The sequence below is a fragment of the Acidithiobacillus sp. genome, from assembly GCF_027322205.1.
Lineage (GTDB): Bacteria > Pseudomonadota > Gammaproteobacteria > Acidithiobacillales > Acidithiobacillaceae > Acidithiobacillus.
Genome location: NZ_DAHVHY010000053.1, coordinates 1 through 13,805 on the forward strand (window position 1 = coordinate 1; position 13,805 = coordinate 13,805).

14 protein-coding genes are annotated in these 13,805 nt (G+C 61.0%); 5 read left to right on the forward strand and 9 right to left on the reverse strand.

Annotation, left to right across the window (positions count from 1 at the left end):
- From bioD to bioF, 4 genes are all read right to left on the reverse strand, one after another.
- Window positions 1-186: ATP-dependent dethiobiotin synthetase BioD (gene bioD / locus M7F93_RS08630; protein ID WP_298172006.1), on the reverse strand; the 186-nt coding region annotated here is incomplete at its 3' end.
- A gap of 29 nt (window positions 187-215) precedes the next feature.
- Complete coding sequence (bioC, locus tag M7F93_RS08635) at window positions 216-1,094, reverse strand: malonyl-ACP O-methyltransferase BioC (protein ID WP_298172009.1); 879 nt, start codon at window positions 1,092-1,094, stop codon at window positions 216-218.
- Complete coding sequence (locus M7F93_RS08640; RefSeq protein ID WP_298172012.1) at window positions 1,091-1,852, reverse strand: alpha/beta fold hydrolase; 762 nt, start codon at window positions 1,850-1,852, stop codon at window positions 1,091-1,093. The genes bioC and M7F93_RS08640 overlap by 4 nt, the downstream gene beginning before the upstream one ends.
- Window positions 1,849-3,018, reverse strand: a complete 1,170-nt coding sequence (gene bioF, locus M7F93_RS08645) for an 8-amino-7-oxononanoate synthase (RefSeq protein ID WP_298172015.1) — start codon at window positions 3,016-3,018, stop codon at window positions 1,849-1,851. Before bioF ends, M7F93_RS08640 begins: the two co-directional genes overlap by 4 nt.
- 116 nt (window positions 3,019-3,134) lie before the next feature.
- On the opposite strand from bioF, the gene M7F93_RS08650 reads away from it, so the two are divergent.
- From M7F93_RS08650 to M7F93_RS08670, 5 genes are all read left to right on the forward strand, one after another.
- Window positions 3,135-3,848, forward strand: a complete 714-nt coding sequence (locus tag M7F93_RS08650) for a ComF family protein (RefSeq protein WP_298172018.1) — start codon at window positions 3,135-3,137, stop codon at window positions 3,846-3,848.
- Complete coding sequence (trmL, locus tag M7F93_RS08655; protein WP_298172021.1) at window positions 3,838-4,335, forward strand: tRNA (uridine(34)/cytosine(34)/5-carboxymethylaminomethyluridine(34)-2'-O)-methyltransferase TrmL; 498 nt, start codon at window positions 3,838-3,840, stop codon at window positions 4,333-4,335. Before M7F93_RS08650 ends, trmL begins: the two co-directional genes overlap by 11 nt.
- 129 nt (window positions 4,336-4,464) lie before the next feature.
- Window positions 4,465-6,573: a 5-histidylcysteine sulfoxide synthase gene (gene ovoA, locus M7F93_RS08660; RefSeq protein ID WP_298172024.1), complete on the forward strand. Its 2,109-nt coding sequence runs from the start codon at window positions 4,465-4,467 to the stop codon at window positions 6,571-6,573.
- Window positions 6,570-7,727, forward strand: a complete 1,158-nt coding sequence (locus M7F93_RS08665) for a PatB family C-S lyase (protein ID WP_298172027.1) — start codon at window positions 6,570-6,572, stop codon at window positions 7,725-7,727. The genes ovoA and M7F93_RS08665 overlap by 4 nt, the downstream gene beginning before the upstream one ends.
- 102 nt (window positions 7,728-7,829) lie before the next feature.
- Window positions 7,830-8,738, forward strand: a complete 909-nt coding sequence (locus tag M7F93_RS08670) for a lysophospholipid acyltransferase family protein (protein ID WP_298172030.1) — start codon at window positions 7,830-7,832, stop codon at window positions 8,736-8,738.
- Window positions 8,739-8,743: 5 nt separating this feature from the next.
- On the opposite strand, the gene waaA is transcribed toward M7F93_RS08670, so the two are convergent.
- Genes waaA through M7F93_RS08695 form a run of 5 tightly spaced genes read right to left on the reverse strand, consistent with a single transcriptional unit; the run spans window position 8,744 to window position 13,701 of the window.
- Window positions 8,744-9,997 (reverse strand): lipid IV(A) 3-deoxy-D-manno-octulosonic acid transferase, encoded by a 1,254-nt coding sequence (gene waaA / locus M7F93_RS08675; RefSeq protein WP_298172033.1) that lies wholly within the window; start codon window positions 9,995-9,997, stop codon window positions 8,744-8,746.
- Window positions 9,994-10,674: a tyrosine-protein phosphatase gene (locus M7F93_RS08680; protein ID WP_298172036.1), complete on the reverse strand. Its 681-nt coding sequence runs from the start codon at window positions 10,672-10,674 to the stop codon at window positions 9,994-9,996. Before M7F93_RS08680 ends, waaA begins: the two co-directional genes overlap by 4 nt.
- 2 nt (window positions 10,675-10,676) lie before the next feature.
- A complete protein-coding gene (waaC, locus tag M7F93_RS08685) occupies window positions 10,677-11,723 on the reverse strand; it encodes a lipopolysaccharide heptosyltransferase I (protein ID WP_298172040.1) in 1,047 nt (348 codons plus the stop codon).
- Window positions 11,720-12,490: a glycosyltransferase family 2 protein gene (locus M7F93_RS08690; protein ID WP_298172044.1), complete on the reverse strand. Its 771-nt coding sequence runs from the start codon at window positions 12,488-12,490 to the stop codon at window positions 11,720-11,722. Before M7F93_RS08690 ends, waaC begins: the two co-directional genes overlap by 4 nt.
- The gene (locus M7F93_RS08695) at window positions 12,490-13,701 is read right to left on the reverse strand and encodes an O-antigen ligase family protein (RefSeq protein ID WP_298172047.1); all 1,212 of its coding nucleotides are present in this window, start codon (window positions 13,699-13,701) and stop codon (window positions 12,490-12,492) included. The genes M7F93_RS08690 and M7F93_RS08695 overlap by 1 nt, the downstream gene beginning before the upstream one ends.
- Window positions 13,702-13,805 lie beyond the last annotated feature (104 nt).

Consider the following 13,805-nt stretch of genomic DNA (forward strand, 5'->3'; position numbering starts at 1 on the left):
GCTGGCGGCGCGCAAAATTTCCACGTCCTCCCAGGTACCGTCGGCTCCGACCCCCGAGACAATGGGTTTGAGGGCCGCAACGCGCATGCCGTGACCGGCGCAGAGCCGCGCCAGCGCCGCCGTGACAGCGGTTTTGCCGACGCCCGTGTCGGTACCGGTGATGAAAAGTCCGCGCGCCTGGCGCATTTGCTGCTTCGGCGATGGCTGTTCCTGCGTCACGGGCGGCGGCGCAGTTGGGTCAAGGGGATGGCGACACTGCCGTCTGCACGCGGAAGGGCGCGTGGACCGCTGCTCCAGGCATGCCCATAGACGACTTCATAGGTGGCGGGCAACCGACCATCGGCGCGCAAACCCTCGTAGGCCTGGCGCAGCACCTGCAAGCGGCGCGGTGTGAGCAGGCCACGGGTGCGCCCTGCGGCGGCATTGGTGGCACCGATGTTACGCAAGTCGCGGAGGAGACCATCCACCGTCGCATAGGTGAGCTGATAATGTTCTACATCCAGCACCGGCATTTCGTAGCCCTGACGCACCAAGGCATCGCCAATATCATGCATGTCGATGAAATGACTGACATGGGGCTGGTCGTCCACCGCCGCAAAGGCCTGACGCAGTTCTTTGAGAGTGTCCGGACCGAGGGTGCTGAACATCAGCAGGCCGCCGGGACGCAATACCCGCGCAAACTCGCACAGCACTTGATCCAGATCATTGCACCACTGAATGGACATATTGGCGTAGAGCAGGTCGATAGTGGCCGTCGCCAGTGGCAGGCTTTCCGCATCACCCTGGCAAAAATGCTGACGCTGCCGCCAGCCTTTGCGACGCCGGGCCTGCTGTAACATATTCGACGCCAGATCCAGGGCGAGCAGCCGCGCCTTGGGATAGCGGCGATTGAGACGGCGGCTTTGCAGGCCGGTACCGCTGCCCACGTCGAGTATCCATTGGGGTTCCAGCTTGACGAGGTCCAGTCGCTCAATGAGCTGCGCGCCAACCTGATCCTGCAAGACGGCACTGGTTTCATACGCGGCCGCTGCCTGCTCAAAAGCCCGTCGCACGGCGCGTTTTTCCATGAAGAAGGACGGGTTGCCGGAGCTCATCCCCAAGTCTCCAGCAGCGCGTGGGTACAGGCTTGCGGATGCGACAGAAAAGGGGCGTGGCCTGCCTGATCTAACCGGGTGAGCCAACTACCAGACAACCGCGTGTGGAGATAATCGGCGGCACCGATGGGCACAATGCGGTCCTGTCGCCCATGCACGATATGCACCGGTATGGGTAGTCTCCTCAGTTGGCTGCGCAAATCCACCGCCCGCAGCAGCCCCAGCCCATCGGCGAGACAAATCTGATCCGGCATGGGCCAAGCGCTGAGGCCCTCCAGAGCGCGGCGTCCTTGTGGATCGTTCAACACTTGCAGGGCGAGGAAGCGCCGCCGGGTACCCTGCGGATCTTCGCGCAGGCGTTGCGCGAAATCCTCCAGAGTCGCGGCAGGGATGGCCGGAGACCAGTCGGGGCGCTGGCAAAAGGCGGGAGAACTGGATATCAGCACCAGTCCCTCCAATAATTCAGGGTGCTGCAAGGCGATGCCCAAGACCAATAAGCCCCCGAGGGACCAGCCGAGCAACAGGGGCTTGGGGGCCTCCTGGGCAAGCATCTGACGAAGACCCTCCAGACTGGCGGACCAAGCCAGGCCGGAGGGCGCACAGGGCGTCTGCCCGTGACCGGGGAGATCGTAGCTGATGCAGGTGAAATGCGCATCCAGAAGGGGCCGCCAAGAAGCGAAGACACGGCTTTCCATCCCCCAGCCATGAAGCAGCACCAGCGGGCGTCCCTGACCACTGACCTGACGCGCCCAGTTCATAAGACCTCCCGGAGCGCGCTAGCCAGAAGCTCGATATCATCGTGACGGTGTGCCGCACTGAGGGTGATACGCAGACGGGCACTATCGGTAGGCACCGTCGGTGGCCGCACCGCTGGGCAGTAGAGGCCGGCACGGCGCAATTGGGCGCTGACCGTCAGCGCCCGCCGCGCATCGCCCAGCAGGAGGCCCTGAATAGGCGTCTCGCTGGCCAGCCAGGGGGCGTCGGGCACTTGCGCACGCAGATGCTGCCGGTGCTGTGTCAGGCGCTCGCGCCGGGCATCCCCATGCCGTAAAAGGTCGAGCGCGACGAGGGCGGCAGCCGCCAAGGCGGAGGGCAGGGCGGTATGGTAGATGAAGCTGCGGGCGCGATTGCGCAGGAGATCCACCAGGTCCCGACTCCCCGCCACGAAGGCGCCGTAAACACCGAAGGCCTTACCCAGGGTGCCCATGATGACGTCTACCCCGTGGATGTCCATGTTCCAGTGCGCCGCAGTGCCTTGCCCTTCCCTCCCCAGCACTCCAAAGGCATGGGCCTCGTCGAGAATGATCCCTGCGCCATACCGCTGTGCCAGGGTGGCGAGTTCAGGGAGCGGGGCGATATCGCCATCCATGCTGAACACCCCGTCTGTGATGATCCAGGCCCGCCCCCGGCCGCCGCATTCCAGCCATTGCGCCAGATGCGTCATGTCGCCATGCCGGTAGCGGTGCAGGCGCGCACCGGAGAGGCGCACCCCGTCCACCAACGAGGCGTGGTTGAGACGGTCGGCATAGACGCGATCACCGCGTCCGACCAGCGTGGAGATGACGCCCAGGTTGGCCAGATAACCGCTACCGAAGAGCAGCACCGCCTCTACCCCCAGCCAGCGGGCCAGGGCGTCTGCCAGCGCCGCATGGGCGCGCCGCTCGCCACCAAGCAGGGGCGCCGCACCAGCCCCTACCCCGCTCTGCTGGATCTCGGCGATGGCGGCGTCACGTAAGGCCGGTTCTGCGCTCAGGCCCAGATAATCATTGCTGGCAAAGGACAAGAGCGGTTCGCCCTGCGCCCCCACAAAAGTGGGCGGCCCACGCTCAGGCGCGGGTTGCAGGACCTGCAACTCCCGCCAGAGGTCCTGCGCACGCAAGGCGGACAATTCCACACGCCATTGTTCTTCCCGTTCCGTATGCATAGCTTCTTATAGGGAGGGGCCTGTGCCTTGTCAATGGAGGGCGGGGGCGAGAGAATCACATCCGGTGACAACGACTGGCGTTGCCAAACGACTTTACTAATAAGCAAAGGAACTTCTTGCAACGGATCCTTCCACGCCTGTATCGGCTACACGACGCCGTGGGGCGCTTCAGCCACTGGCTGTTTCCGGAATGCTGTCGTGCCTGTGCCGCGCCCGGTGCCCCGCTCTGTGCCGGCTGTTTCGGCGACTGGCCGCGTCTGCCCGCCGAGCGTTGCAGTTATTGCGCGCTACCCTTGTCAGACAACAGGGACTGCCCGGTCTGCTCGGTGGAAGCCCCCACCTATGACCATGTCTATACCCCGTTTATCTATGCCGAACCCCTGAACACCGCCATCATCGCGTGGAAGTTTCAGCAGCGTCTGGACTGGACCAGGCCACTGGCCGATGCCTGGGCCAGTGCCTGGGGCGAGCATCCGCCGTCCCGCCCGGACGCGCTGCTGCCCGTGCCTCTGCATCGCCAGCGCCTGCGCGAACGCGGTTACAACCAATCCATGCTGCTCGCCCGTCACTGGGGCAAACGCTGGAAAATCCCGGTCATCCCCGGAGCACTGCAGCGTCGCCGCAATACCGGCCACCAACTCGGCCTGAGCGCGGCCGCCCGGCGGGACAATCTGGATGCGGCCTTTGCCCTGCGCGGGCGCGTTCCGGATCACGTCGCCGTCGTCGATGATGTACTCACGACCGGAACCACCGCCGCCCAGATTGCCAGCACCCTGCGGGATACCGGGGTACAGCGCATTGACATCTGGGTGCTCGCCCGTGCCCTCTGAGCGTCCATTGTTGCTTGCGCCATTTTTGCACGTCATCCTCTATGAGCCGGAGATCCCCCCCAATACCGGCAATATCATCCGCCTCTGCGCTAACACCGGAGCCACCCTGCATCTCGTGGAGCCTCTGGGTTTCGCCTGGGATGACCACCGCCTGCGCCGCGCCGGGCTGGACTATCACGAGTTCGCGCAGGTATATCGCCATGCGGACTGGGCGGCCTGCCGGGCATTTTTAGGCGATGCGCACGTCTTTGCATTCAGCACCAAGGGAACGCGGCTTTATCACGACGTCGCGTACCAGCCCGGCGATGCGCTGCTTTTCGGCCCGGAGACCCGCGGCTTGCCTGCCAGCCTCCTGGACAGCCTGCCCGCCACGCAGGTACTGCGCCTGCCCATGCGCTCCGGCCAGCGCAGCCTGAATCTGTCCAACGCCTGTGCTGTCGCGGTCTTCGAGGCTTGGCGGCAGATGGACTATAATGGCGGTGTTTAACTCAGGCGGTAACTACCTGCCTGAACTGCCGCCTGTAGTTGAGACCACCCCTTCCCACGCATCCGACCGGACGGTATCTTGTGTTAAACTGACTCACCAAGACACCAAGGACGTACAGAAGGGGAATCCATGGCGCGTACACGTATCGCTGCGCTCCGTCTCGACGGCGAGCATGCAGAGCAAAAGCGGGAAGAGATTCGCAGGACCTTTCACGAGACTTTTTCGCTGTATGAACAGCTTTTTGATCACCTGGCGGAACCGGCGGCGTGGTATGAGAAGGCCATTCCCCTGCGTCATCCCCTGATCTTTTATTTCGGCCATAGCGCCACCTTCTATGTAAATAAACTCCAGGTGGCCGGACTGATCGGACAGCGCCTCGATCCACGTTTAGAGTCCGTTTTTGCGGTCGGCGTCGATGAAATGTCCTGGGACGACCTGGACGAAACCCACTACGACTGGCCCTCCGTCGACGACGTCCGTCAGTACCGGCAGCGGGTGCGGGAACTGGTGGACGGTCTGATCCGCGAGATGCCCCTGTCCCTGCCCATCACCTGGGATTCACCGTGGTGGGTGATCCTCATGGGCATTGAGCATGAAAATATCCATCTGGAGACCAGTTCGGTGCTCATGCGGCAATTGCCCCTGTCCCGCGTTCGGCCTGTGGAAGCCTTCCGTCCCTGGACCCCCGCAGGGGCCGCGCCGGACAACATCCTGCAGGCCGTGGCCAGCGGCGCCGTCCGTCTGGGCAAAGAACGCGCGGATCCTCGTTATGGCTGGGATAATGAATATGGCCTTCATCAGGCGGCGTTGCAGCCCTTTCATGCCTCCCGCTTTTTGGTGAGCAATCAGGAATTCCTGGCTTTCGTTGAGCAGGATGGCTACAGCGACAGCCGCTGGTGGACCGCAGAGGGAGATCGCTGGCGCCGCTTCAGCCAGGCCCGGCATCCGACTTTCTGGGTCCCGGATCAGGACACCTGGCGGCTGCGCCTGATCGCGGAGGAGCGCCCCATGCCGCGGAACTGGCCGGTGGAGGTGAACGCGCTGGAGGCCGATGCTTTCTGCCGCTGGAAATCGGCCCGGACCGGTCAGAGCCTGCGCCTGCCCAGCGAGGATGAATGGCGGCGCCTGCGTGATCTCAGTGGACTGACGGACAGTGATGTCTGGGACGACGCGGTGCCTGGCAATATCGGACTCGCCGCAGGCTGCTCGCCCTGCCCCGTAGATCAATTCAAACAGGGGGATTTCTACGATGTGGTCGGCAACGTCTGGCAATGGACCGCGACACCCATCTATCCCTTTTCCGGTTTCGAGGTGCATCCGGTTTATGATGACTTCACGGTGCCCACCTTCGACCAACAGCACAATCTCATCAAGGGCGGCTCATTCATCAGTCTCGGCAACGAAACGCAGCAGGAGGCCCGCTACGCCTTCCGCCGCCATTTCTTCCAGCACGCGGGGTTCCGTTATGTGGCCTCGCCCAATGCACTGCCTGAGATACCGGTCTATGAGAGTGACGCCCTGGTCTCCCAGTATGCGGAATTTCACTATGGACGCGACTACTATGGGGTGGCCAATTTTGCGGTGGAAGTCGCGCGCATCGCTGTGGAGGCTATGGCGGGCAAGCCTTTACGTCGCGCTCTGGACATTGGTTGTGCCGTAGGCCGCGGCAGTTTTGAACTGGCAAAGCACTGCCCTGAGGTCACCGGCCTCGACTTCTCGGCACGCTTCATCAGCGTCGGCGTGCAACTGCGCGAGCGCGGGCACTTCTCCTACACGCTGACCGAAGAAGGTGAACTGCAAAGTTATCAAACGGCCGATCTCGGCGCCCTGGGTCTGGCCGGGACGGCGCACCGGGTTCGCTTCTTCCAGGCGGACGCCTGCAATCTGAAGCCTTTGTATCGGGATTATGATCTGGTCGTGGCGGCCAACCTCATCGACCGCCTGCACCATCCCCGCAAATTTCTGGAGGACATTGCCGACCGCATCCTTCCCGGCGGTTTGCTGGTCATCACTTCGCCCTATACCTGGCTGGAAGAATACACCGCGCGGACGGAATGGCTCGGCGGTTTCAAACGGGATGGGGAGAGTCTGAGCACCTTTGACGCCCTGCGGGAAATTTTGTCTGGGCCATTCCGTCTGCGCGATGACAGCCCGCAGGATTTGTCCTTTGTCATCCGCGAAACGGCGCGCAAATATCAGCACAGTATCGCGCAGGTGACCATCTGGGAGCGCTTATGAGCGCGGAGCAGGACGGCGTCGACTTCGACCGGGTCATTCCACGACGCGGAACCGGATCCCTTAAATGGGACGGTGCGGCAGAACGTTTTGGTGCTGAAGTGCTGCCCATGTGGGTGGCAGATATGGATTTCGCCGTACCCGACGCGGTCATCGCCGATTTGCAGGAACGTCTGCGGCATCCCGTTTTCGGTTATCCGGGCAATGAAGGGACCATGTTGCAGGCCGCCGCCGACTGGCTGGCCAGGCGCCATAGCTGGCGGCCGGAAAGCGATGCGGTCGCCTGCATCAGCGGTGTCGTTCCTGCCCTTTACGCAGCCGTGCGCGCCTTCACCCGGCCGGGCGAAGCGATCATCGTCATGCCTCCCATTTATCCGCCGTTCATGACTGCAGTGGAGGACAACGGGCGGGAATTGCTGCTGGCTCCGCTGATCACGGATGACACCGGCCATTACCGCATGAACTGGGATGCCCTGGAAATCGCCGTCCAGCGGGCGAAACTGCTGCTCCTCTGCTCGCCCCACAACCCGGTGGGGCGAGTCTGGACACCGGAAGAGCTGCAACGACTGGGCACACTCTGCGCCGATGCCGGCTGCGTGGTGGTCAGCGATGAAATCCATGCCGATCTCAGCCAGCATCCGCACTACCCTTTCCCCAGCCGCTTTCCGCGGTCGATACTCCTGACCTCTGCCGGCAAAAGTTTCAATCTGGCGGGACTGGGTGGCGGGATCAGCGTCATCCCCGATGCTGAGCTGCGTCGTACCTTTCTGAATGAAGTCCACCGCAGCCAGATTCAGCACACCAATCTCTTCGCCCTGACCGCCATGACCAGCGTCTGGCGACACGGTGCGGAGTGGCAGGCCGCATTGCGCCGGTATCTGAGCAATAACGCCCGCCTCATCAGCGAGTATTTGATGCGGGAGCTACCCGAAGTCGGCTACCGGCAACCGGAGTTCGGCTATCTGGCCTGGCTGGATATGCACCATTACGGCGACGACGAGACGCTCGCTCGGCGACTGCTGCAAGCTGGTCTCGGCCTCAATCCCGGCCCCAGTTTCGGGCCGGGCGGCGCGGGTTTTGTGCGCCTGAATTTCGCCGCACCGCGAAGCGTGTTGGAGGAAGGCCTGGATCGCCTGCGGCGGGCGCTGCACCGGTAGTCCGGGAGCCTCTTCGCGGGCAATGCCATGCGAACAATGGGTATCCGAACGCTCCGCCCTGTCCTACAATACCTGCCACAGAATGGAGGAGGCCAAGGGAAAGTGGCTGAGGTACAGGGAAATCTGCGGCAAAAGGCGGTAGCCTCACTGGCAGCGGGCATTCTGCGCGGGGCGGGTTTCCTGCCGCGGCGTTGGCGTACGGCCCTCGGTGCAATGCTCGGTGATTTGGTGCGGCTCAGTATGACACGGGCGCGCAAGGTGGTGGACGCCAACCTCGCCATTGCTTTCCCCATAATGAACCTGGCCCAGCGGCATACCTTGCGGCGCGCACATTTCCGGGCACTGGGCCAGGCGGCCCTGGAGTTGGGACCACTGTGGTACTGGCCCTTGCCCCGCGCCCTCGGCCTGATCCGCGAAGTGCGTGGGGACGATCTGCTGGACGCCGCTTTAGCCAAGGGACATGGGGTTATTCTCTTCACCGCGCACCTGGGAGCCTGGGAAGCCGCGGTACTCTACATCGGGCAACGCTGGCCGGTAACCGTGCTCTACATGGAAACCGGCAATCCGGCCGTCAACGCACGCATGGTGGCCGGACGCGGGCGCAGCGGTGTGCAGTTGGTCCCCAAGGGGGGTGGTATCCGCCCCCTGCTCCACGCGCTGCAGCAGGGAAAAGTGATCGGTATACTTCCAGATCAGAACGTCGATCCGCGCGAAGGGGATTATGCCCCGTTCTTTGGCCGTCCTGCCTGCACGACACCTTTGCTGGGTCGGCTGGCGGCGCGACGCGGAAGCCCGGTGTTCGGACTCTTTGCCTATCGGTTACCGGGTGGTGAGGGTTTTCGGATCGAGATTGTGCCTATGCCCAAGTCTTTCCCGAGCGGCGATGCGAAAGCAGATGCCACGGCGATGAATGTCGCACTGGAGACCGCTATCCGTAAAGCCCCTGAACAGTACTGGTGGGTTCACCGTCGTTTCAAGGATCAGCCGGAAGGCTGGGACTATCCCTATTAAAATGCTTACGGAACGATATGATCTAGCAGGGAAAAAGTACGCCCCAGCGCGCCACGCTGCTGCTGCAGAAACGCCAAGGCCCGGTCGCCCATCTCTGTCGCTGGCTCCTGGGTAGTCAACCACGCCCCCAACTGCGCTACCAGGGCCTCGACATCCACAACCTGAACCGCAGCGTTGGCCGCCAGCAAATCCTGGGTGATACCCTTAAAATTATCCATATACGGGCCGAAGGTAACAGGGCGGGCCAGTGCTGCAGCTTCCAAGGGATTATGCCCCCCCGCCGGCACAAAACTGCCACCGATGGTCACCACATCTGCCGCCGCGTAGAAGTCCATCACCTCACCCAGTGTATCTATCAGAAAAACCGCGCGCGCCCCCACGTCCTCGGCACGCGAGCGCAAGGCAAAGGACACCCCCTTTGCCTGCATTCGTGCCATCACTTCCAGTCGCCGCGAGGGATGGCGGGGAATCAGCACCAGCAGCAGATCCGGCCATTGGCGCTGCAACTCTTCCAGCGCCGCCAGCGCCATCTGCTCCTCACCAGCATGCGTAGAAGCGAATACCCAGACCGGTCGGCCAGCGAAGCGCTGCTGCCACTGGCGCCCCCGCTCCCGCGCGGCGACGGGTTCCGGCAAGTCATATTTGATATTACCGGTCACCACCACATGCTCTGCCCCCAAGCGGCGAAAAGCCGCCGCATCCTCCGAACTCTGGGCCGCAACAGCGCTCATACTGGCCAATGCGGGGGCAAAGAGCGTCCGGAAACGGGCGTAACCCCGAAGCGAGCGCTGCGAGAGCCGGGCATTGGCCAGCATCAGGGGCACGCCCTCGCGGCTGGCGGCATGACAGAGATTGGGCCAGATCTCCGTTTCCATGATGATTCCCAGACGCGGTCGCTGGCGGCGCAAAAAGCGCGTGACCGCCGCGGACAGGTCATAAGGCAGGTAATACTGCAGCACTTCCGTACCCAAACGCTGACTGACTACAGCAGCTCCCGTCGGCGTTGTGCTGGTCATCAGAATGGGCACCTCCGGATAACGTGCCTGCAAAGCCCGCACCAGGGGAATCGCCGCGATGGTCTCCCCCACACTCACCGCATGAATCCAGATAGGCCGATCCGAACGGCGCGGCCCCCAGCCGAAACGCTCCCACCAGCGCTCCCGGTAGGCAGGTCGTCGCCAGGCCCGCCAGAGGGTAAAACCCAGAACGACTGGGCTGAGCAGCCAGAGCAGAAAGGCGTAGAGGCGGCGACTCATCATTCGCGGTGCAAAATACGGTCGGTCAGCCAGTCCAGACGATACCAGGGCCGGAAGTTTTTCAGGACGAGCTCGCGATCATACCCGTCCTTGATCCAGTCACGCAGGGTCAAGCCGGGATGGCAGGCGGCAGCATCGTGGTAACTGATGAAAAACCAGTCGAGAATGCCGGTATTGGCGTGCCGGATATGACCGAAAGGCCACAAACGCAGTTGCCGCTGCGCTTCGCTGAGGGGTGTCCCCAGCACCAGATGCAGATACAGCACGCTGATGAAACCGGCACGATCCGCGCCGGATTTGCAATGCAGTAAAAAAGGTTGGGGTAATTGATCCAGTACCTCTATGGCCGCCAGCAACTGACTACGTTCCGGTAGATCCCGGGAGCCAAAGCCGTGCAGGGTCAGGTGCGTCATGCCCAGGGCATCACAAGTTTCCTGCTCCAGACGGTAATGGGGTTCGTGGGGTGCTGGAGCACGCAGGTTTAATACCGTGCAGAGACCATGCTTTTGCTGCCAGTGCCGTAACTGGACCGGTGACGGCTGGGCCGAGCGAAACACCCCTGGCGCAATCTCGTGAAAATTCGCATAAAACAGTTCGCGGAAAATGCCGTGATCCGTCCAGAACTGATGGCGCCGATAGCGGCGGCGCTCGTCCGGCAGGAGCACCAGGGGGGGGTTCATGATCAGTGCTCCAGTAAAGGGGATAAGGCCGTCCAGACCTGCTCCGGGCGTAACGCCTGCTGGCAGAGTATCAGACCATTTTTCGCTTCCGGCAACGGGCATCGGGATTTACCGCAAGGCGCGCAAGGCTCGGGACTTTGCAGGGTGGCCTGACGGTGCTCCGCCACAGAAAACCGCCCACTGGCCGTCGGTCCGTACAAAGTAACCCCCGCCAGCCCCAGGGCACCGGCCAGATAAGAAAGGCCTGTATCCATACCGACATAGGCATCAGCCCGCACGATCAAGGCGGCAAGCTCCAGCAAGGTAAGAGTGGGCAGCGCCAGCACATTGTCCGCCTGTGTCGCGATCCGCTGCGCGCGCGCCGCTTCCCGCGCACTGCCTGCGGGCAGCAACAAACGCAATCCCGCCTGTCGCAAGGGAACGGCCAATGCCCGCCAATAGTCTTCCTGCCATTCCTTGTTCTCCCACGAGGTCCCGTGAAAACCCAGCACAAAGGGCTGCTGCACCAGTTCACCCCAAGGCTGCGCCAATGTGTCTTTACGCAGATGCGCGGCGGCCCCCTGCAAACCATAATCCGGCGGTGTTTCCGGCAGGGGGTAGTCTAAAGCCTGCGCGAATAGTTGGCGATTCCGGCTGATGGCAGACTGCCCCCAGGACACCGGAAAGCGGCGATGGTAAAGCCGGGTGGCACCCGGCTCGCGAGCGCTGGCGGCATCCAAACCCCACAGGGGCGCACCGCCCAGACGGCCCAGCAAGGCGCTTTTGTAGAGGCCCTGGGCATCGAGAATGTGGTCGTAATGCTCCACCCGTAAAGCCCGGCGTAAATCCCGTACCGCGGACGCCAGCTCACGCCACTGTTTTTTATAGTTGCGCAGAGAGAAGGGAATCACCCGCGTGACCCCCGGATGCAGCTGTGCGATGGGCGCGAATGCAGGCTCAATCAACCAATGTAAGCGCAGATCCAGCCGGGTCCGCTGCAAATCCGTCAGCGCCGGCAGGGTATGCAGCACGTCGCCCATGGAACTCAGGCGCACCATCAAAATCTTCATTGCTGATTATGGTCTCTGAGTTCCAGCGCAATGGCATATTTCATGAACGCTCCCAGCGCCGTCGTCCAGGCAATGGCGGCACCCTCCACCCCATCCAGAAATCCCAAGCGCCAGAAATAGCCGCGCCAAAAAGCGGCCAGTGCATGGGTCATGGGCATGTAAGCGTGGAGCACTTTGCCGCGCTGGTGGACCTGCTGGGCGTTGAGGGTGGCGTAAAGGTGCATTTTATTGAGTAACTCGCCATAATTAGCGTAGGAGTAATGGTGTAGCGCACGACCTGGGATAGGCTTGACAATTCCATGAGTCTCCCACGCCTCATGCACCAGATTCTCCCCATAAGCACCACATCGGCGGTCAAACAAACGCAATACCCGGTCATGCGCCCAATCGCCATAACAAATTTCTTTACCGTGAAAAAAACTTATGCGCTCAAGCAGATAACCCACCACACCTGCAGGTTCCCCGATCAAGAAAGTATTTCGGATAGCCTTCGCTGCCGTCTCGGTTAGTATTTCATCGGCATCCATCATGAGAACCCACGGATTTTCCGCCGCCGCCACGGCAAACTGTCGCTGCGCAGCAAAGCCAGGCCAGGCGCGCTCGATGATACGAGCACCCGCGCTTCGCGCTACCATTAACGTATTATCCTGAGAACCGCTATCTACCACCAGCAACTCGTCGGCGATGTTGGCCACGCTCGCTAGTGACCGGGCAAAATGCTGTCCGGCGTTTTTAGTAATATAAACCACCGACAGACGAGCACCCATTATGGGGCGCTCAGCTCTGCAGGCTCAATCACAGACCTGTGGTATAAGGGTAAGCCCGCCAGCAGCGCGATAGTAACAGCATCTGCATATCCCCAACTCAAACCATCGAAAAGTCCACCGATGAGATAAATGGAGAAATAAGTAAGTGCGAACCAGTTCTGCGGAAGATCACGCGCCCCCCACATTTCACGCCCCAGAGACCAGAGAAACCAGAGGAAAAGCCCAAGACCGACAATCCCCAAAGATGCCGCTTCACTGATATAGCTGTTAGCCGCCGTATTCATGATAAAGCCGGGGGTCGCGGGAATTTGATGCGCGGCCTGCATTTTCAGTATAACGGGATAAAAATCACCTGTCCCAACCCCAAAAAATGGATGGGCAAGGAACATCATCACACCGCCAATCATTGCCAAGAGACGAATACCCCAGCTTGAATAAACATCTGCGTGATTTAGGTTGAAAGTCAACAACTCATGAAACCCAACCATGAAGTGGGCACGAATAGAGGGTATCGCAAACAATCCCGCGACGGCCACCGTGAAAACCATCGATACCCAGTAACGCCAGCGTCCGGGATAGACCATCCAAATCGCCACAGGAAGCAAAAGCACCAGTAGTAGTTGCCCAGAACGCCCAGATATAACAGATAGTTGCATAAACAATAACAGGCTGACGAGCAAATTGGCCCAGCGGGGAAAGTTCCATTGCTGCCTAAAATCCCAGGTCAGCCACAAAAGTGCGTGGGCGATTGCCAAAGAAAGGAAAATATGACCACAAAAACCCGTATAGGCTATACTGCCGGTATTATTCCATGGAAAAACTCCCCAAGTCATCATGACTGCCAGGAATTCGTTGATCAACAAACCAGAAAGGAATAGCCTAATGAATAGCTTTATCCAGCGCGCCTTCCAGGGCAATGTGGCGCCTATAAACGCCAAAATACCGTAACTGGTGGCTTCCACGACCTTCAGCCCGAAGAACATATCCGTAGTCCATAACAGGCCAAGAAGCGTCCAACTGATGAGCAGCATAAGTGGTACCGCCCAAGGCCGTGCGAAGATCCGGCGCCATTCCCGCCAATGCCCACTTACAGCATAAATTACCAGTAAAAGCCCCACTGAGATGCCAGCACCCGCCGTACTCAGAGGAAAACAGAATAATGGCAGGGCATAAGCAGTGAACATCAAACCATCTGGGCCCAGCCATTTCATAAGTCAGACAACCTCTTCACTCGATCCATATCATCTAAAACAATTGCCACACATGCTGCCACATCACAATGTTCCATCATAACTATGGTAACCCCATCATGATA

Bases quoted from the DNA above. Each gene is read 5' to 3' on its own strand.
- M7F93_RS08665 (WP_298172027.1), top strand. From the start codon at position 6,570: ATGAGCGCGGAGCAGGACGGCGTCGACTTCGACCGGGTCATTCCACGA.
- bioC (WP_298172009.1), bottom strand. From the start codon at position 1,094: ATGAGCTCCGGCAACCCGTCCTTCTTCATGGAAAAACGCGCCGTGCGA.
- M7F93_RS08695 (WP_298172047.1), bottom strand. From the start codon at position 13,701: ATGAAATGGCTGGGCCCAGATGGTTTGATGTTCACTGCTTATGCCCTG.
- M7F93_RS08690 (WP_298172044.1), bottom strand. From the start codon at position 12,490: ATGGGTGCTCGTCTGTCGGTGGTTTATATTACTAAAAACGCCGGACAG.
- waaA (WP_298172033.1), bottom strand. From the start codon at position 9,997: ATGATGAGTCGCCGCCTCTACGCCTTTCTGCTCTGGCTGCTCAGCCCA.
- waaC (WP_298172040.1), bottom strand. From the start codon at position 11,723: ATGAAGATTTTGATGGTGCGCCTGAGTTCCATGGGCGACGTGCTGCAT.
- M7F93_RS08680 (WP_298172036.1), bottom strand. From the start codon at position 10,674: ATGAACCCCCCCCTGGTGCTCCTGCCGGACGAGCGCCGCCGCTATCGG.
- bioF (WP_298172015.1), bottom strand. From the start codon at position 3,018: ATGCATACGGAACGGGAAGAACAATGGCGTGTGGAATTGTCCGCCTTG.
- M7F93_RS08640 (WP_298172012.1), bottom strand. From the start codon at position 1,852: ATGAACTGGGCGCGTCAGGTCAGTGGTCAGGGACGCCCGCTGGTGCTG.
- ovoA (WP_298172024.1), top strand. From the start codon at position 4,465: ATGGCGCGTACACGTATCGCTGCGCTCCGTCTCGACGGCGAGCATGCA.